The 16,617-nt window shown below is 61.8% G+C and carries 16 protein-coding genes; 6 read left to right on the top strand and 10 right to left on the bottom strand.

Features of this window, described 5'->3' with window-relative positions; genetic code table 11:
* Window positions 1-13: 13 nt before the first annotated feature.
* The 3 genes from IP85_RS06015 (at window position 14) to IP85_RS06005 (ending at window position 3,308) form a co-directional block, all read left to right on the top strand.
* Entirely contained in the window at window positions 14-751 is a 738-nt protein-coding gene (locus IP85_RS06015) for a 16S rRNA (uracil(1498)-N(3))-methyltransferase (protein WP_054148771.1), read from the top strand.
* 142 nt (window positions 752-893) lie between these two features.
* Window positions 894-2,267, top strand: a complete 1,374-nt coding sequence (locus tag IP85_RS06010) for a glutamate--cysteine ligase (RefSeq protein WP_054148770.1) — start codon at window positions 894-896, stop codon at window positions 2,265-2,267.
* 111 nt (window positions 2,268-2,378) lie between these two features.
* Window positions 2,379-3,308 carry a DUF937 domain-containing protein gene (locus tag IP85_RS06005; protein WP_054148769.1) on the top strand — a complete coding sequence of 310 codons (930 nt, stop codon included), beginning with the start codon at window positions 2,379-2,381 and terminating at the stop codon, window positions 3,306-3,308.
* 75 nt (window positions 3,309-3,383) lie between these two features.
* Here the strand turns inward: IP85_RS06005 and IP85_RS06000 are convergent, their stop codons facing one another.
* Both IP85_RS06000 and IP85_RS05995 read right to left on the bottom strand, forming a co-directional pair.
* Entirely contained in the window at window positions 3,384-5,891 is a 2,508-nt protein-coding gene (locus IP85_RS06000) for a methyl-accepting chemotaxis protein (protein ID WP_054148768.1), read from the bottom strand.
* Window positions 5,892-6,100: 209 nt separating this feature from the next.
* Window positions 6,101-6,412 carry a DUF1127 domain-containing protein gene (locus IP85_RS05995; RefSeq protein WP_054148767.1) on the bottom strand — a complete coding sequence of 104 codons (312 nt, stop codon included), beginning with the start codon at window positions 6,410-6,412 and terminating at the stop codon, window positions 6,101-6,103.
* Between the two features lie 194 nt (window positions 6,413-6,606).
* Between IP85_RS05995 and IP85_RS05990 the strand changes: the two genes are divergently transcribed.
* Window positions 6,607-7,560: a LysR substrate-binding domain-containing protein gene (locus IP85_RS05990; protein ID WP_054148766.1), complete on the top strand. Its 954-nt coding sequence runs from the start codon at window positions 6,607-6,609 to the stop codon at window positions 7,558-7,560.
* A gap of 6 nt (window positions 7,561-7,566) precedes the next feature.
* Here the strand turns inward: IP85_RS05990 and IP85_RS05985 are convergent, their stop codons facing one another.
* On the bottom strand, window positions 7,567-8,193 hold the full coding sequence (locus IP85_RS05985) for a TetR/AcrR family transcriptional regulator (protein ID WP_245280813.1): 627 nt from the start codon (window positions 8,191-8,193) through the stop codon (window positions 7,567-7,569).
* 137 nt (window positions 8,194-8,330) lie between these two features.
* Entirely contained in the window at window positions 8,331-9,470 is a 1,140-nt protein-coding gene (locus tag IP85_RS05980) for a DUF3734 domain-containing protein (protein ID WP_054148764.1), read from the bottom strand.
* 186 nt (window positions 9,471-9,656) lie between these two features.
* On the opposite strand from IP85_RS05980, the gene IP85_RS05975 reads away from it, so the two are divergent.
* The gene (locus IP85_RS05975) at window positions 9,657-10,112 is read left to right on the top strand and encodes a hypothetical protein (protein WP_054148763.1); all 456 of its coding nucleotides are present in this window, start codon (window positions 9,657-9,659) and stop codon (window positions 10,110-10,112) included.
* Between the two features lie 69 nt (window positions 10,113-10,181).
* On the opposite strand, the gene adhP is transcribed toward IP85_RS05975, so the two are convergent.
* The 5 genes from adhP to guaB all read right to left on the bottom strand — a co-directional run bounded on the left by adhP (window position 10,182) and on the right by guaB (window position 14,842).
* Window positions 10,182-11,210 (bottom strand): alcohol dehydrogenase AdhP, encoded by a 1,029-nt coding sequence (gene adhP, locus IP85_RS05970; RefSeq protein ID WP_054148762.1) that lies wholly within the window; start codon window positions 11,208-11,210, stop codon window positions 10,182-10,184.
* A 158-nt stretch (window positions 11,211-11,368) separates the two neighbouring features.
* Window positions 11,369-12,244 (bottom strand): dienelactone hydrolase family protein, encoded by an 876-nt coding sequence (locus IP85_RS05965; protein WP_054148761.1) that lies wholly within the window; start codon window positions 12,242-12,244, stop codon window positions 11,369-11,371.
* A 91-nt stretch (window positions 12,245-12,335) separates the two neighbouring features.
* Complete coding sequence (locus IP85_RS05960) at window positions 12,336-12,749, bottom strand: MAPEG family protein (RefSeq protein WP_054148760.1); 414 nt, start codon at window positions 12,747-12,749, stop codon at window positions 12,336-12,338.
* Window positions 12,750-12,785: 36 nt separating this feature from the next.
* Complete coding sequence (locus IP85_RS05955; RefSeq protein WP_156322760.1) at window positions 12,786-13,220, bottom strand: hypothetical protein; 435 nt, start codon at window positions 13,218-13,220, stop codon at window positions 12,786-12,788.
* A gap of 131 nt (window positions 13,221-13,351) precedes the next feature.
* Window positions 13,352-14,842, bottom strand: a complete 1,491-nt coding sequence (gene guaB, locus IP85_RS05950) for an IMP dehydrogenase (protein ID WP_054148758.1) — start codon at window positions 14,840-14,842, stop codon at window positions 13,352-13,354.
* A gap of 301 nt (window positions 14,843-15,143) precedes the next feature.
* Between guaB and IP85_RS05945 the strand changes: the two genes are divergently transcribed.
* A complete protein-coding gene (locus IP85_RS05945) occupies window positions 15,144-15,455 on the top strand; it encodes an ATPase inhibitor subunit zeta (protein WP_054148757.1) in 312 nt (103 codons plus the stop codon).
* A gap of 46 nt (window positions 15,456-15,501) precedes the next feature.
* Here IP85_RS05945 and IP85_RS05940 read toward each other — a convergent pair whose 3' ends face one another.
* Window positions 15,502-16,491: an MBL fold metallo-hydrolase gene (locus tag IP85_RS05940; RefSeq protein WP_156322758.1), complete on the bottom strand. Its 990-nt coding sequence runs from the start codon at window positions 16,489-16,491 to the stop codon at window positions 15,502-15,504.
* Between the last annotated feature and the right edge of the window lie 126 nt (window positions 16,492-16,617).

Raw genomic sequence — 16,617 nt, 5'->3', positions numbered from 1 at the left:
AGACGAGACCATCATGCGTGCCAATTACCGGATGCAGCGGCTCTACGTGACCGCCGACCTTGCTCTTGCCCAAGCCTTCGAGGCGACCGCGGAGCAGTTCAACTACCTCGCCAATGTGCTTCGTTTCGAAGAGGGTGCCGAATTGCTCGTCTTCAACGGACGGCATGGCGAGTGGAAGGCGCGCGTGCATTTTCCGACACGCAAAAAGATCATGATCACGCCGGCCGAAGAGACGCGTCCGCAGCCTGATGATTGCGATCTGCATTTCCTGTTTGCGCCGCTCAAGGTCGGTCGTATGGACTATCTGGTGCAGAAGGCAGTCGAGATGGGCGCCGGCATCCTGCAGCCGGTGATGACGCAACACGTCCAGGGCAAGATCGGCAATATCGATCGCCTGCAGGCGAATGCCGTGGAAGCTGCCGAGCAATGCGGTGTGCTTGCCATTCCGAAGGTCACCGAGCCGGTGAAGCTTCGCGACCTCCTCGAGCGCTGGCCCGCAGAACGCCGGATCATCTATTGCGACGAAGACAGCACCACGCAAAATCCCCTGCCCGCGCTGTCGCGGATCGAGGAAAAGTCGCTCGCGCTTCTGGTCGGTCCAGAGGGCGGCTTCTCCGACGAGGAGCGTCAGTTGCTGAGGTCCCTGCCCTTCGTGACGGCCATTCCGCTCGGGCCCCGCATCCTCAGAGCCGACACGGCCGCAGTCGCCGCAATGGCCGTCGTGCAGGCCGCCATCGGCGACTGGCGCTAAGCTTTATTTCCGCTTCACTTCGTTCCAGTTTTTTGAGCCGAGCATGAGAGATTTTCACTTGCACGGCACAGAAATCCGGTTCAATCAGCCTCAGTGATGGGCTCAACTGTGCCCACCGACGACGCCCAGCAAGGTAGCTTCCATGGCCCGTGACACGACCGACCAGACCCCTCTCGGCACTCTCGACGATATGGCGGCCTATATGGCCGAAGGGTCGAAGCCGAAGGACCAGTTCCGGATCGGCACCGAGCACGAGAAGTTCGCCTTCTTCCGGGCCGACAACAGGCCCGTTCCCTATCATGGGGAAGCCAGCATCTCGGCGCTCCTCAAGGGCATGCAGTCCAAGCTCGGCTGGGAGCCGATCATGGACGGCGATAACATCATCGGGCTCGGCGAGCAGCATGGCATGGGCGCAATCTCGATCGAACCGGGCGGCCAGTTCGAGCTTTCCGGTGCACCCGTGGAAACGCTGCACCAGACCTGCAAGGAATCGAACCAGCATCTCGCTGTGCTGCGGGAAATCGCGGAGCCGATGGGCATCCGCTTCCTCGGGATCGGTGGCAGCCCGAAATGGACGCTGGCCGAGACGCCGCGCATGCCGAAGTCACGCTACGACATCATGACCCGCTACATGCCGAAGGTCGGCAGCCAGGGGCTGGACATGATGTACCGGACCTGCACGATCCAGGTGAATCTCGACTTCTCCTCGGAAGCCGACATGCGACAGAAGATGCGGGTGTCGATGAAGCTGCAGTCGCTGGCAACCGCGCTGTTCGCCTCCTCGCCGTTTACGGAAGGCAAGCCGAACGGGCTTCTCTCCTGGCGGGGCGACATCTGGCGCGACACCGACAATCGCCGCGCCGGCGTGCTGCCCTTCACCTTCTCGAAGGACTTCTCTTTCGGCGATTACGTCGCCTGGGCCATCGATGCCCCGATGTATTTTATAGTGCGCGACGGGCGCTATCACGACTGCACTCACATCACCTTCCGCCAGTTCATGGATGGTGCGCTAAAGGGCGAGATCGCCGACTGGGCGCCGCAGCTGGGCGACTGGACAAACCACCTCTCCACCCTCTTCCCCGACGTGCGCCTGAAGCGCTTCCTCGAAATGCGTGGCGCTGACGGGGGCCCGTGGCGGCGCATCTGCGCGCTGCCGGCGCTCTGGGTCGGCCTGCTCTACGACGAAACGGCGCTGGCTGCGGCCGACGAACTGACTGCCGACTGGACCGTCGACGACGTGATTGCCATGCGCGATGCGGTTCCGGTCCAGGGGCTCAAGGCTTCGGTCGCGGGGCGCCCGCTGATGGAGGTAGCACGCGAAGTCGTCGAAATGTCACGCGCGGGGCTCAAGGCGCGCGGCCAATTGAATTCCGAAGGCCAGGACGAGACGGTGTTCCTAAACACACTGGACGAGGTTCTTGCCAAGCGGATGACGCTGGCCGATGACATGCTGGCTCTCTACCACGGACGCTGGAACGGGTCGGTCGAGCCGGTATTCGAAGACTATCAGTACTGAGCAAGCAGTCGCGCCGCGCCTGGCATTGAGCCATCCGTCAAAAAGCGGTTTGCCTGATGGCCATTCCGGATATAGTGCTGAATCAACTGCACGCATCCGGGGAGAAATGCCATGCTGCCACTGTTCGACATGATGATGCAGGCGCAGAACGGCATGGCGATGGACGCCATGGCCAAACAATATGGTCTGGCGCAGGAACAGGCCGCCAAGGCAGTTGCGGCGCTGATGCCGGCTTTCGCCTCGGGCTTCAAGCGCAACACCACCAATCCTTACGATTTCTCAGCCCTCGTCCAGGCGATGACTTCGGGCAACTATGCCAAATATTTCGAAGACATGAGCTCGGCCTTCACGCCACAGGGCATCGCCGACGGCAATCAGGTTCTGCAGCAACTCTTCGGCTCCAAGGAAGTGTCGCGCGCCATCGCCGCGCAGGCCGCCCAACTGACGGGCGTTGGGCAGGACATCCTGAAACAGATGATGCCTGTCATGGCGGATACGTTGATGGGTGGACTCTTCAAGCAGACCACCGGGCAGTTCTCTGGCGCCAATGCCTTTGCCGGAACACCGATGGGCGCGATGATGCAGCAATGGCTGGAAAATACCGGGCTGCAGCCGAAGCCTCAGCCCCAACCGGCGGCAATGGCAGCGGCGATGTTCGACAATCCATTCATGCGCGCCTTCCAGGACATGATGGGCGGACAGAAGAAGCCGGAACCACAGGCAGCGGCCAACCCCTTCATCGACAACCCCTTCATCGACAACCCCTTCACCAAGGCCTTCCAGGACATGGCGGCCGCCTATACTGCGCAAATGACCGGGCAACCCACCGGGGCAGTGAAAGCTCAGCCAGAGCCGGCAAAGGCTCCGGAGAAGGAAGCGCAGGAAAGCTTTGCGGCCATGGTCAACACCATGTTCGACAGCGGGCTTGAAGTGCAGAAGAGCTACCAGAAGAGCATGGAGCAGATCTTCGACACCTATCTTTCCGCTTCGCGCAAGGAAACGCCCGAGCGTTCCGATCAGGCTCCGGTCGACAAGGCCTGAGCGGCCGAAGCATCACAGGCAAACGAAAACGGCGCGGTTTCCCGCGCCGTTGTGCATTTTAGCTGTTGTAGCGGCTCAGAATTCTTCCCATTCGCCGTCCGGCTTGCCGTCCTTCGCCTGGTTCAGCTTGGCGCCAAGGCCGATCGAGATCTTGTCCATCAGCGAGCGCGCCGGAGAGGCAACGGCACGGCTTCCGGCTTCTGCCGGTGCCACCTTCGGCTTGAGGAAAGATCGCGTTGCGGGTTTCGCCGCGCTTCCGGCAACAGGCGCCGGCTGCGGCGCTGACGGCGGAACAGGGCGGCCGAAGCTCGTGTCGCGCTGGTCGGCGAAGCGGTTCTGAATGGTCGTGGCATTTGCTTCGAGGGTGAACTGCCCCACGAGACCGGAGAGCATCTCGGCATCACGGGTCAGCCCCGCCATGTCGGCATTGGTCTGCTCAGCCGCCCGTGCGTTCTGCTGGGTGACGTTCTCCATGCGGGCAACCGCATCATTGATCTCGTTGAGGCTTGCCGACTGCTGCTTGGCAGCCGAGGCGATCGAGTGGATGTGATCGCCGATCTGCACCACCTGGCCTGCGATCGAGGAAAGCACAGTGCCGGTCTCGCGAACCATTCCGACCCCGGTTGCCACTTCCTCACCCGACTTGGTGATCAGCGCCTTGATGTCCTTGGCAGCGGTCGCCGAGCGCTGCGCGAGTTCGCGGACTTCCTGGGCAACGACGGCAAAGCCCTTGCCGGCTTCGCCGGCACGGGCTGCCTCGACACCTGCGTTCAGGGCCAGCAGATTGGTCTGGAAGGCGATCTCGTCGATGACGTTGATGATCTTGGAGATCTCGCTTGAGGCATTCTCGATGCGCTGCATGGCATCGACGGCGCCGCCGACGATTTCGCCCGAGCGGTCGGAATTGGCCCGCGCTTCGCGAGCGAGACGCGAGGCATTCTCGGCGCGTTCCGACGAGTGGCGGATCGCATCCATGATCTGCCGGATCGCGGTCGAGGTCTCGACCAGGGCGGCCGCCTGCTGTTCGGTGCGCTGGCTGAGGTCCGCCGTGGACGAGCTGACGGTGCTGCTCTTGCGGTTGATCTCGATGACGTTGCCGTGCACGGCGGCAACGGTGCCCGACAAGCGTTCGAGCGAGGCATTGAAGTCGAGACGCAAGCGGTCAAGATTGCCGGCGAGCGGCTTGCGGATCGTGCCGGTCAGATCACCATTGGCCAGACGCTGCAGCCCTGCTCCGAGCACGTCGATCGCTTCGGTCAGCTCTGCCTGGGCGGCGGCACGTTCTGCCTCGCGCTGGTGACGCTCGCTTTCGGTGGCCGTGCGCCGGCTTTCGTTTTCCGCCTCGAGTTGGCGCTTGTCGATCTCGGCCTGACGGAAAACGGCGACCGACCGCACCATGTCGCCGATCTCGTCGGATCGGTCGATGCCCTTGAGGTCGATACCGGTATTGCCGTCGGCAAGCTGTCCCATGGAGGTGACGAGCTCGGAAATCGGACGGGTGAGGCTGCGGGAGAAGATGAAGCCGACGAGCGAGCCGACCAGCACGAGCACCGCACCGATGCCGACTGATTTCAGGCCCGCGGTGACCAGCTGCGCGGCGACTTCGTCCTCGCCGATGAGCGCCACGACGGACCAGCGGACATCGCCGAAATCGAGCGGCACGACGGCGGCATAGCTCGTCATGTCGCGATAACCGGTGATGTCGCCGCTCGCATCCTGGCCACTGATGGCACTGGCCACCATCGACGATGACAGGCTCACCTTCAAACTCTCGACGTCTGCCGTCCGAGGGCTGTCCGAAACCAGCATGCCGGACTTGTCGACCAGCACCGTTTCCCCGGTCTGACCGAGGCCTCGGGTATTGGCAAAGATGGTGTTCAGCTGATCGTTCGGCAGCTGGTAGGCAAGCACACCGAGCTTGCGCTCGTTCATGATGATGGGAACAGCGACGAAGGCGGCGGGCGCGCCAGCAGAAGGCTCGTAGGCCTCGAATTCCGAATTGGCAAAACTCTCGGGATCGTCGCTCGCGATCGCCTTCTTGAAGACCTGTGCGAGGCCTGTATCCTTGTAGGGACCATTAAGAAGGTTGGTACCGAAGTCGCGCTCCTTCATGACGGTGTAGACGATGTTGCCGTCCGCATCGATGAGGAAGATGTCGTAATAACCCTGCGCCTTAAGATGCTTGAGGAAGGTCGCGTGCCCCTGGCGGTGGGCGCGGTCGTAGCTGTCCTTCTTCGCGCTGTCGAGATTGTACTTCTCACCGACTGGGTTCGGGTTTTCGTCGATGTAGCGCCTCTGCAGTTCGCCGGCCGGATCGTCACCCAGCTTGGTCCAGGCACCGGTGATGCCGAACAGCGCCTGCTGGGTCATCATGTCGGCGGCGGTACCTCGGGCATCGAGCCTGATGGCTTCGAGGAAGCGGCGTGCCTCGTTGCGGCGACCGTCGGCTGTCGCCTCCAGCTTCTGGTAGACCTGCTCATCGAGGATGCGGCTTTGCTGAACCAGACCGATGGCCACGGAGGCACTCAGGATCACGAGGGCAAACAGCGTGGCGGCCAGGGGCAGCTTGGTCGATATACGCATGAGGGGTCTCCGAAAAAGGTAGCACGTCAAGCATTTTCATCGCTGACATACGCTCGTTAGCAACAGGTTACTTCCGGTCGCTTTTCCCCTCGTATTTCACACCCTTCATAGTTATTTTAGCGTTTACAAAAAAGCCCGGTCCAGAATAATCGGACCGGGCAAGAGGCAGGGCTATTGGCTATCACCCTGCGGGGTTGGATCAGAGTGTCTCAATCGGTCTTGTGACCGCGAAGGGATCGCTCGGCGCGGCGGCGCGCCAGGCGGGTCAACTGCTGCGAAGGATCGTCAGCATAGCCGTGTCCACGCAGCACATCCTGGACATCACCCCGGCTGAGGCCGAGGTCGTTCAGAAGGCGCTCGTCGAGATCGACCAGGCTGTTCGCGGCAAGTCGGTTGCGCACGCCCACGCGAAGGGATCCGATCCAGGCCTGAAGGCGGAACAGACGCGCGGCAAGCGTCCGGGCCGGCCGGTCAACGGCGAGGTCGAGGTCAAAGTCGAGGATCCGATCGTTCGTGCGCATGGCTATTTCCTTTCAGCGGGCACGAGAAATTTCTCCCGTCCGCGAGAAAGCGGACAGGCGACGAGGGTTGGAAGTGGATGCTTGGCCGGAGACCGGTCGGTGAGGATTACGATCATGAAGATGCCGAAAGGATATTGATCAGTCCAACGAATGTTTCTAATGGTAGCCATCAACCCTTCTGATGGATCACTCTCATGTCGGCTCCCCTCGATATCGATCAGTTGCAGACCTTCATTGCCATCGTCGATACCGGCAGCTTCACCAAGGCTGCTGGGCGTGTTTTCAAGACACAATCCGCCGTTTCCATGCAGATGCGCCGCCTGGAAGAACGGGTCGGAAAGCAGCTGTTCATCAAGGACGGCCGGGGCAACCGGCTCACAGCCGATGGCGACAAGCTGCTGAATTACGCGCGGCGCATCATCCGGCTGAATTCCGAGGCGATCGCGGCCTTCGACGACAACAGGCTCGAGGGAACGCTGCGGATCGGCACGCCGGACGACTATGCCGACCGCTACATGCCCGAGATCATCGGTCGCTTCGCCAAGACCCATCCGAATGTAGAGCTCTACATCGTCTGCGAGCCCTCCATGGATCTCGCTGACAAGATGGGCAAGGGCGAACTCGATATCGCGCTCGTCACGCACAATCCGCTGCTCAGACAGTCCGATGTCGTGCGGACCGAACCGCTCTGCTGGGTGGGATCGGCCAATCATCCGCTGAAGGATGATGCGCCCGTGCCACTCGCGGTCGGACGACGCGACTGCCAGTGGCGGCAGCTCGCCTGCTCGGCGCTGGATGCGGATGGTCGTGACTATCAGATCCTGTTCACCAGCTGGTCTTCGACGGTCGTCGCGGCCGCGGTGCTCGCCGGCATGGCGGTGTCGATCCTGCCGGAATCGGCCCTGCGAACAGGCATGAAGGTCCTGACGGCCAATGACGGCTTCCCGCCGCTGCCGCCGGTGCAGATCGGCCTGATGAAGCGGCCAGGGCTTTCGACCTCACTCGTCAATGCGATCACAGACCACATCACTGCCTGCCTGGACAACATTACGCCGGCACAGGTCGAAGACGACATGGACGGCGAGCCGAAGACCTATTCGCGCTACTATCCACGGCTGCGCGCCGGCAACATGATCCCCGGCTGGTGAAGCGGATCAGAAGGCGAAGATGCTGCCGCGTACGATGCGGCGCCACTGGTCGAGGTGAACCCGGGCGACTTCGTCCGGCTGCTGGGTGGTGAAGCGAATGACCTCGCCGGTTGCAAGGATCATCAGCTTGATGTTGACCCGGAAACGCTCGAATTCGCTTTGCGGGACGAGATGGGCCAGATCGCGGTAGAAGCTTGCGATTAGCTGTTCGTGGAATTCGTTCGACAACTGGGAAAGGTCCTTGTCGACGACGATCGCCTGCCACAAGGCCATGTAGATGCGCTGCTCGCGGAACATCGCATGAAGCTCAATCAGACTTTCGGAAGCGCGCTCCGCCGCCTCGTCCAGCGTCTTCACCTCTGCAAAGATCTGGCGGATGAAGCCTTCCAACTGGGCCGAGAAACGTTCGTGCAGCGCCTTGATGACGGCCGGCTTCTGGGGAAAGAACTGGTAGAGCGAGCCGATCGAAATGCCGGCCCGCAAGGCGATTTCGCTCATGGTTGTCTCGACGACGCCCTTTTCGAGAAAAAGCTCGACGGCGGCCTCGAGAATCGCCTCCAATCGCTGGATGCTTCGTTCCTGCTGCGGCTTCTTGCGAAGTTGCAGCCGCCCCTCCACGGCGTGGTCGTTCATCATTCTTCCCCATCCGCTGCAACCATCATGGCTGTCAGACTTGTGTCATCGACATAAGTGAGCGGTCTGGCAAAAGTGTTAATGGCAGAGGGAGCACCCATCTTTGGTTGCTTCCCCCACAAAAAAGATCGCGATCCTCAGGCTTCCAGTTGCAGATGACGCTCGCGCGCGAGGTCGAAGATCTGGATGCCGTCCTTCGGGCGACCACGATTGCGCCACTTCGAATGCTTCAGCGTATAAGAGGCGTCGTCGTAACCTGCCTTCCAGTGCTCCTCGATCGAGCGGCGGGAGAATTCCGCATCCATGGCGTGGGTGGCGTGCGAGGCACGGCGGTGGATCAGGTGAACGATGGTAACGTCATACTCGTGACCGATGGAACGGAGGATCTGCGCGTCCTCGTCGTCGCGGAATTCCGGCGGCAGCTTTTCGAGGAGACGCTTGGCGGCGCGGCGGACAATCTGACGCCTGGCAAAATCGTCGGTGTTCATGCGTGTGCGGCTGGAGTAGCGGATCTCCTTGATCCGACTTTCCACCTCGAACTGGTCGCGCGGCATGTCGCCCCGCGCATTGAAGAGATCCACCTGGAAGATTTCGAGATCGCGCGAGGCATCGTTGACGTTCAGGACATGCTGCAACGGGGTGTTGGAAACGAGACCGCCATCCCAATAGTAGCGGCCATCGATTTCGATTGGCGGAAATCCCGGCGGCAGGGCGCCGGAGGCTGCAATATGGCGCGCGTCGAGACGGCCCTTGCGATTGTCGAAATAGGCGAAATTGCCGGAGCGGATTTCCACTGCACCGAGGCTCAGCCGCGTCTGGCAGTCGTTGAGAAGGTCAAAGTCGATCAGACGGTCGAGCGTCTTCATCAACGGCTCGGTGTCGTAGAAGCTGACGCGGTGATCCGGATTGGCGAACAATTGCTGGAAGGTCGGCAAACGCGGCGAGAAGAAACCCGGAATGCCAAAGGCCATGGCGGCCGTGGCCGCGGCGTCGTTCTGCATCCGGCGCAGCGTATTGTCCTGAGCCGTCCAGCCGAAATCGAGGTTGGACGAAACGGTGTGCCAGAAGTCCCGGAGATTGGCGATGCGCGTTTCGCGCGGGCTGCCGGCGATGATAGCGGCATTGATGGCGCCGATCGAAATGCCAGCCAGCCAGTCAGGCTCCACCTCGTTTTCATGCAAGGCCTCGTAGGCGCCCGCCTGATAGGCGCCGAGCGCGCCACCGCCCTGAAAGACGAAGATCCTGTCCGTTGCGGCGTTGGTCTCTGCTTGCGTCATGTGACAATCCCTACCTTGCTGCAGTGCAATATATAGCGACCTGTCAGGCCGGCAACCAGACCCGCCTCCTTCACTCTGCGTTCACAATTGCCGCGCTCTATTGCAGATCCCTCCAAAAGTGATGCGATGCACCGTCGCAGATCTGGATTATCAGGTGGGTGAAGCTTGTTTGGGGACCAACATCACATGATCCGATCGACTGCCATTTTCTTTTCCGCCGCGCTCGCCGCAGCTGTCCTTACGACCCAGGTCGCGCGAGCCGACGAAGCCTCGGTCGATCAACAGATCGAAACCCTTCTCGGGGATGTCGCAGACTACAAGGAGCTGTTTTACGCCTTCAAGGTGGCGCTCGAGGAAGGCAAGTCCGACATCGTGGTCAGCCTCGTCAGCTATCCGATCACCGTGACCATCGACGGCGAGGAGGCGACCTATAGTTCGGAGCAGGAATTGCTGGAGGGCTATGACAGCGTGTTTACCGAAACGATCGTCGAGGCCGTATCGAACCAGAACTATGGCGATCTCTTCGTCAATTCCGAAGGCGTCATGATCGGCAATGGCGAGGTCTGGCTCTCGGGGATCTGCGAAGACACGGCCTGCACCAGTGCTCTTCCGCGCGTCGCCGTCATCCAGTCGGGCAACTGACCCGCGCGTCGGACGAAAACGTACGAGGGGCGGCATACGCGATGCCGCCCCTCGACTTGTCGTTTTGAATCAGGCTGCGAGATCGAGGACGATACGACCGTCGATCTTGCCTTCTTTCATGCGGTCGAAAATCGCGTTGATGTTCTCCAGCTTGTCCCAGCTGAAATGGGAGGCGACCTTGCCTTCGCCAGCAAACTGCAGGCTCTCCTCAAGATCCTGACGCGTGCCGACGATCGAGCCACGCACCGTGATGCGCTTCAGCACCGTCTCGAAGACCGGCAGCGAGATGAAGCCGGGCGGCAGACCGACCAGCGCCATGGTGCCCTTGGAGCGCAGGAAGCCATAGGCCTGCTCCATGGCCTTGGGCGAAACCGCGGTGACGAGCGCACCATGCACCCCGCCGGTCGCCTTCTGCACTTGTTCGATCGCATCTGCCGCCGTGCCGTTCACGACGACATCGGCGCCGAGATCCTTGGCAAGCTTCAGCTTGTCCTCGAAAATGTCGGCGGCGACCACATGCATGCCCATGGCCTTGGCATATTGCACCGCCATGTGGCCGAGGCCGCCAATGCCGGAGATGACCACCCATTCACCGGGCTTCACCTCGGTTTCCTTCAGGCCCTTGTAGACGGTGACACCGGCGCAGAGAATGGGAGCGGCGGCGCCGAACTCCAGATTGTCCGGCAGACGGCCGACATAGTCGGGATCTGCGAGGCCATATTGGGCAAAGGTGCCGTTGACCGAATAACCGGTATTCTGCTGACTGCCGCAGAGCGTTTCCCAGCCGGTGCGGCACGGCGAGCAGCAGCCGCAGGCGGTGTGCAGCCACGGCACGCCGATCCGGTCGCCTTCCTTGATGCGCGAGACGCCGGAGCCGAGCTTCGCAACATAGCCGACACCCTCATGGCCTGGAATGAATGGCGGGTTGGGCTTGACCGGCCAGTCACCATTGGCGGCATGCAAGTCGGTGTGGCAGACGCCCGTCGCCTCGTATTTCACCAGGATCTGGCCGGGGCCCGGATCCGGGATGGGCATTTCCTCGATCACCAACGGCTTGCCGAATTCGCGGACCACCGCAGCCTTCATCATCGATGCCATGTCAATCTCCCTCGCTTGATTGCGCGCGGCGCGTGTGCCGGCGAATTGAGGGCAAGCTAGGCGCAGGAGAGGTTAAGCGGTTTGATCGGTGTCAAAGGCAGGGAGATTTCATCGAAATGTCATGGATGGGGGGGAGCGCGACGCTCCCCCCCATCCGATCAGGCAAGGTTCTTCTTGAGGAACTCGATAGTGCGCGACCAGGCAAGGTCTGCGGCGGCCTTGTCGTAGCGGGCAGACGAGGTGTCGTTGTTGAAGGCGTGGTTGACGCCCTCATACATGTGCAGCTCGTAGGTCTTGCCGTTGGCGTCGAGGGCTGCCTTGTAGGCGTCGATGCCGGCATTGATGCGATCGTCGAGGCTCGCATAGTGCAACATCAGCGGCGCCTTAATCGCAGGCACCTGATCGGCAGGGGCCTGCGAGCCGTAATAGGCGACGCCGGCGCCAAGCTCCGGAGAGGCGACCGCCATGCGGTTGACCATGCCGCCGCCCCAGCAGAAGCCGATCGCACCGACCTTGCCATTGGTCTTCTCATGGCCTGCGAGGAAGGCGCGTGTCGCCTCGCCATTGGCCGTGGCACCGGCCATGTCCAGCGACTGGAACATGTTGCGCGCCTCGTCCTCATTGGCGGGCGTGCCGCCATTGGGCGACAGGAAATCGGGGGCGAGTGCGACGAAACCTTCGAGTGCCATGCGGCGGGCGACATCGCGGATGTGCGGGTTGAGGCCACGGTTTTCGTGGATGACTATCACGGCGGGCAGCCGGTCGGCGGCATCCTTCGGGATCGCCAGATATCCCTTCATCTCGCCGGAGGCGCCGGGATAGGTCACGTCCGACACGTCGAGCCGCGCGTCGTTCTCCTCGACCATGGCGGCATTTGCCTGGTTAGCGGCGAGCATGGGCATGATGGCCGCGGCGGCGGCACCGGAGCCGGCGAGCGCCGTCAGCTTCTGCATGAAGCCTCGGCGATCGAGGGTCAGGTGGGTGTATTCGTCATAGGCATCGATCATACCTTGCGTGATTTCGGGCTTCGACATGACACTCTCCTCGGGGGATGGATGGGATGCCACGCCAAGATAGGGCCGAGGCACGGAGCGCCCAGACACGTTGCCGTGAAGGGCGAAGTCGTCAGCTGGTGGCCATCCAGACGACAAGCCACAGCCACATCAAGAATAGCGTCGCGAACCCGACCATGAAGAACAGGCGGCGCAGCGGCAGATTGCCGATCAGCTGCATTGCGGCCTGAACGTAACGTGCTGCGACGAAGATCCAGGCGAGAACAACGGCAACGATATTGTCGGCCTCGGTGATGAAGAGCAGCACCGAGAGTGCATAGAACAGGACCGGCAGCTCGAACTGGTTGGCGATTGTCCTGTTCACCACCCTGCTTTCCTCTGGTTCGGCCAGGTTCTCGCGGAAGGCGATGCGCTCGACCTTGCCCGAACGGACGACCGAGGCGCGGCGCATGACCAGCAGGGCATAGAGGCAGAAGACGAGGAAGGCATGGGCCATCAGCGGCCAGAACATCTCAAAACCGGTCATGGAAAATCACGTCCTTAAATTGATGCAGCGGAGGAATCAGGGCTCGATTGCGGGCTTCGGACCAAACGTCAGCCGCAGAATGAGGATGCCCGAAATGACGAGAGCGGCAAACTTCAGACGCGTGAGCCAGGAGATGGCTTCCGCAAAAAGGTCTGCGGTGCCCGGCGCGGGCATAGCGGGGGGAAAGAGCATCAGGCTCAGGATGTTTTCGGCATAGTCGACTGCCACATAGGCCACGGGCAGAGCCGTCAGTGCCGGCAGCAGACGCTCGGCCGCGCGTCCGTAGAGGCTGGCACCCGGCGCGGCCTGTCGCATCAGCAGGAAGAGAAACACGCCAAGCACCGCCGGTAGCAGGAGGTCGGGACCGAGATGCATGGCGCGCAAGAGTTCGGCCGCTTCCGGCCTCGTCTCCAGAAGCGACTTCAGCGCGAGCAGCCCCTGCCCCGTGCTCTCGATATCCAGGTCGGGCATGGCCCGTCCGCCGGTCAATCCAGCGAACGGTCGTGCGAAGCCGATATGCATCCAGGCAAGCAGCCCAGCCGACAGGACGCCGCTTGCCCAGAGGAGCGGCGCCCGGCGCGGTCCGGGTCTCCGTTCCAGGATCACGCGGCGCCCGGGTAGTTCGGGCTTTCGCGGGTGATGGTCACGCCATGCGGATGGCTTTCACGAAGGCCGGCGCCGGAGATGCGCACAAAGGTCGCCTTTTCCTGGAAGTCCTTGATGTCCTTGCCGCCGACATAACCCATGGCGGCCTTCAGGCCACCGGCGAGCTGGTGCAGCACGGCCGAGACCGGACCCTTGTAGGGAACCTGGCCTTCGATGCCTTCCGGCACGAGCTTCAGCGTGTCGCGCACTTCCGCCTGGAAATAGCGATCTGCCGAGCCGCGGGCCATGGCACCGACGGAGCCCATGCCGCGATAGGCCTTGAACGAACGGCCCTGGTAGAGATAGACCTCGCCGGGGCTTTCATCCGTGCCGGCGAGCAGCGAGCCGACCATGACGGCCGAGGCGCCGGCGGCAATCGCCTTGGCGACATCGCCGGAAAACTTGATGCCACCATCGGCGATCACGGGAATATCGTGCTTGTTGCCTTCTTCGACGGCGGCCATGACAGCTGCGAGCTGCGGCACGCCGACGCCGGCGACGACGCGGGTAGTGCAGATCGAGCCCGGGCCGATGCCGACCTTGATGCAATCTGCGCCGGCATCGATCAGCGCACGGGTGCCCTCGCTCGTGGCGACGTTGCCGGCGATGATGCGGATGGCGTTCGACATCTTCTTTACATGGGCAACGGCATCCAGGACCTTCTGGCTATGGCCGTGGGCGGTATCGACGACGATCACGTCGCAGCCGGCATCGATCAGGCGCTCGGCGCGCTCGACGCCATCATCACCGGTGGAGATGGCAGCGGCGACGCGCAGGCGGCCCTGGGCATCCTTGGCGGCATGCGGGTTGAGCTGCGACTTCTCGATATCCTTGACGGTGATCAGGCCAACGCAGCGGCCTTCATTGTCGATGACGAGGAGCTTCTCGATGCGGTGCGAATGCAGCAAGCGCTTGGCTTCCTGCTGATCGACACCGTCCTTGACCGTCACGAGGTTCTCGCGGGTCATCAGTTCGTAAATCTTCTGGCTCGGGTCAGACGCAAAGCGCACGTCGCGGTTGGTCAGGATGCCGACGAGGCGACCGGGGCGGCTTGCACCCTCGACAACCGGAATACCGGAAATGCCGTGTGCGCCCATCAGCGCCTTGGCTTCCGCCAAAGTTGCCTCTGGGCCGATGGTCACCGGATTGACGACCATGCCGCTTTCGAACTTCTTGACCTGACGGACTTCTTCAGCCTGCTCGGTGGGTGTCAGGTTGCGGTGGATGACGCCGATGCCGCCGGCCTGGGCCATGGCGATCGCCAGCCGGCTTTCGGTGACGGTATCCATGGCGGAGGAGAGGATCGGAAGGGAGAGGTCGATATCCCGGGCAATCCGCGTCGCGATGTTGGTCTGCCCCGGCATCACTTCGGAGTGCCCCGGCTGCAGGAGGACGTCGTCAAAGGTGAGCGCTTCTGCGCCAGTTGCCGACATTACGATGCGTGCCATTGCCAATTCCTTCGTTTGAATAGGCAGAATCCGGCCGGAAAACGAGAAATCCCGTTCGGTCGCTTCTGCATGAAATGCTTGGAAGTTGGCGAGGGCTGGTAACACGTTCATGACAGGAAAGGAATAGCAAAAGCTGGCAAAGTTCCCAGGTCGCGGATCGAGGCTTCGCCAATACAGAAAAATCCGCGATCGTTAGAATTGTATCGACCCGCTACACGGTCCTTGAAGCCCTTGCTTATATAACGGGTCTGCTCTCGGGGCTGGGGGCACAACCAAGAACAAGAAGACCAGGGGATCGACAATGACTGCATTGAAGAAGCGTGCTCAGGCACTCGAAAACCAGTTCGCCCGCCAGGCGGAAATCCAGTTCAAGGCCCGCGTGCGCGGCAGCAAGATGGTCGGCCGATGGGCTGCCTATACGATGGGGCTCGACGATGTCGAAGCCTATGCGCGCACCGTTGCCGTCAAGCAGGTCGTCGAGCCGCATCGGCTGCTTGAACAGTTGCGCCAGGACTTTTCCTCGGCAGGTGTCGCTGTGAGCGATGCCGACCTCGACAGCCGCATCCATCAGTTCATCGAGCAGGCCACCGACGAAATCTTCGCCGGTCAGTGAACCTCAGAATAAAGGGGCCGCACCTTGGCGCGGCCCCTGATCAGGCTCAGATATCGAACTGGTAGGCCTTCGGCACGTAGCGATAACCCTGGTCGACCTTCTCGACGAAACCGACGGCCGGGAACGGCATGTGGTAGCCAAGGAAAGCGAGCTTGTCTGTCGCCAGCATGTCGAAGACCCTGGCACGGGTGGCTGCGGCTGCCGCCTTGTCCATGTCGAAGCGGACTTCCCAATCCGGACGCTGCAGCGACAGCACGAAGTGGTTCGCGGTGTCAGCCGTTAGAATCAGCTGGCGACCTTCCGACTCCAGGCGGTAGATCATGTGGCCCGGCGAATGGCCGAAGGCCGCCATGCCGGTAACTCCGGAGACCACTTCGCCACGGTCGCCGATGAAGGTCATCTTTTCGGCCATCGGCTGGACATTGGCGAGCACACCCTTGTGGCCGTTCTCGGCCGGTGTTCCGACGCGGGCCGGATCGGCCCAGAAGTCATATTCGGCCTGGCCCGTCACATAACGCGCATTTGGGAAGGTCGGCTGGCCACCTTCCATCAAGCCGCCGATATGGTCGCCATGCATATGGGTGAGCACTACAGTTGTCACATCTTCGCGCTTGTAGCCGGCAGCCGTCAGGCCTTCAACCAGGCGACCGAGGCCGTTTGCACGTCCGCCCTCACCGAGACCGGTGTCGAACAGGATCACGTCGGAACCGGTATTGACCAGCACCGGGGCGAAGCTGTTGACGAACTTGTCGGAGGGCAGGAAGTTTGCCTCGAGCAGCGCGCCCACGGTTTCCGGCGACTGGTTGGTGCCGAAGGTTTCCTGCGGATTTTCCGAGGGGCGCGCGCCATCCTTGACCACCACGACCTCGAACTTGCCGACATTGAAGCGGTGCGTTTCCGGCGGCATTGCATGGTCGATATTCATCGAGGTCTCCGCACCCGACTGCTGCGCCACAGCAGCACGCGTCATGATCATGGGAGCCGCCAGTGCTACACCGGCACCGCCGAGCAGCATACGTCTTTTCATAGAAATCATCGCAATCTCCTCAAACAAAATTCGCCCAGGCCCTGCGCAGGCTCACCACGACATAGGGGAAAGGCGGGCGGCGGGTAGCGGTCTCACACCATCGTGATGCTTTCTGATCCAGACGACGGGAACCTC

Origin of the sequence: Rhizobium sp. AAP116 (genome assembly GCF_001295785.1) — a bacterium.
In the GTDB taxonomy this organism is placed as follows: Bacteria; Pseudomonadota; Alphaproteobacteria; order Rhizobiales; family Rhizobiaceae; genus Allorhizobium.
Note: the sequence above shows the minus strand (reverse complement) of the source record. Positions and strands in the feature narration are given on the sequence as shown.

What these genes read in the sequence shown, in the direction of transcription:
- IP85_RS06015 (WP_054148771.1), top strand. Translation starts at nt 14, where the DNA reads ATGCGTGCCAATTACCGGATGCAGCGGCTCTACGTGACCGCCGACCTT.
- IP85_RS06010 (WP_054148770.1), top strand. Translation starts at nt 894, where the DNA reads ATGGCCCGTGACACGACCGACCAGACCCCTCTCGGCACTCTCGACGAT.
- IP85_RS06005 (WP_054148769.1), top strand. Translation starts at nt 2,379, where the DNA reads ATGCTGCCACTGTTCGACATGATGATGCAGGCGCAGAACGGCATGGCG.
- IP85_RS06000 (WP_054148768.1), bottom strand. Translation starts at nt 5,891, where the DNA reads ATGCGTATATCGACCAAGCTGCCCCTGGCCGCCACGCTGTTTGCCCTC.
- IP85_RS05995 (WP_054148767.1), bottom strand. Translation starts at nt 6,412, where the DNA reads ATGCGCACGAACGATCGGATCCTCGACTTTGACCTCGACCTCGCCGTT.
- IP85_RS05990 (WP_054148766.1), top strand. Translation starts at nt 6,607, where the DNA reads ATGTCGGCTCCCCTCGATATCGATCAGTTGCAGACCTTCATTGCCATC.
- IP85_RS05985 (WP_245280813.1), bottom strand. Translation starts at nt 8,193, where the DNA reads ATGAACGACCACGCCGTGGAGGGGCGGCTGCAACTTCGCAAGAAGCCG.
- IP85_RS05980 (WP_054148764.1), bottom strand. Translation starts at nt 9,470, where the DNA reads ATGACGCAAGCAGAGACCAACGCCGCAACGGACAGGATCTTCGTCTTT.
- IP85_RS05975 (WP_054148763.1), top strand. Translation starts at nt 9,657, where the DNA reads ATGATCCGATCGACTGCCATTTTCTTTTCCGCCGCGCTCGCCGCAGCT.
- adhP (WP_054148762.1), bottom strand. Translation starts at nt 11,210, where the DNA reads ATGGCATCGATGATGAAGGCTGCGGTGGTCCGCGAATTCGGCAAGCCG.
- IP85_RS05965 (WP_054148761.1), bottom strand. Translation starts at nt 12,244, where the DNA reads ATGTCGAAGCCCGAAATCACGCAAGGTATGATCGATGCCTATGACGAA.
- IP85_RS05960 (WP_054148760.1), bottom strand. Translation starts at nt 12,749, where the DNA reads ATGACCGGTTTTGAGATGTTCTGGCCGCTGATGGCCCATGCCTTCCTC.
- IP85_RS05955 (WP_156322760.1), bottom strand. Translation starts at nt 13,220, where the DNA reads ATGCCCGACCTGGATATCGAGAGCACGGGGCAGGGGCTGCTCGCGCTG.
- guaB (WP_054148758.1), bottom strand. Translation starts at nt 14,842, where the DNA reads ATGGCACGCATCGTAATGTCGGCAACTGGCGCAGAAGCGCTCACCTTT.
- IP85_RS05945 (WP_054148757.1), top strand. Translation starts at nt 15,144, where the DNA reads ATGACTGCATTGAAGAAGCGTGCTCAGGCACTCGAAAACCAGTTCGCC.
- IP85_RS05940 (WP_156322758.1), bottom strand. Translation starts at nt 16,491, where the DNA reads ATGATTTCTATGAAAAGACGTATGCTGCTCGGCGGTGCCGGTGTAGCA.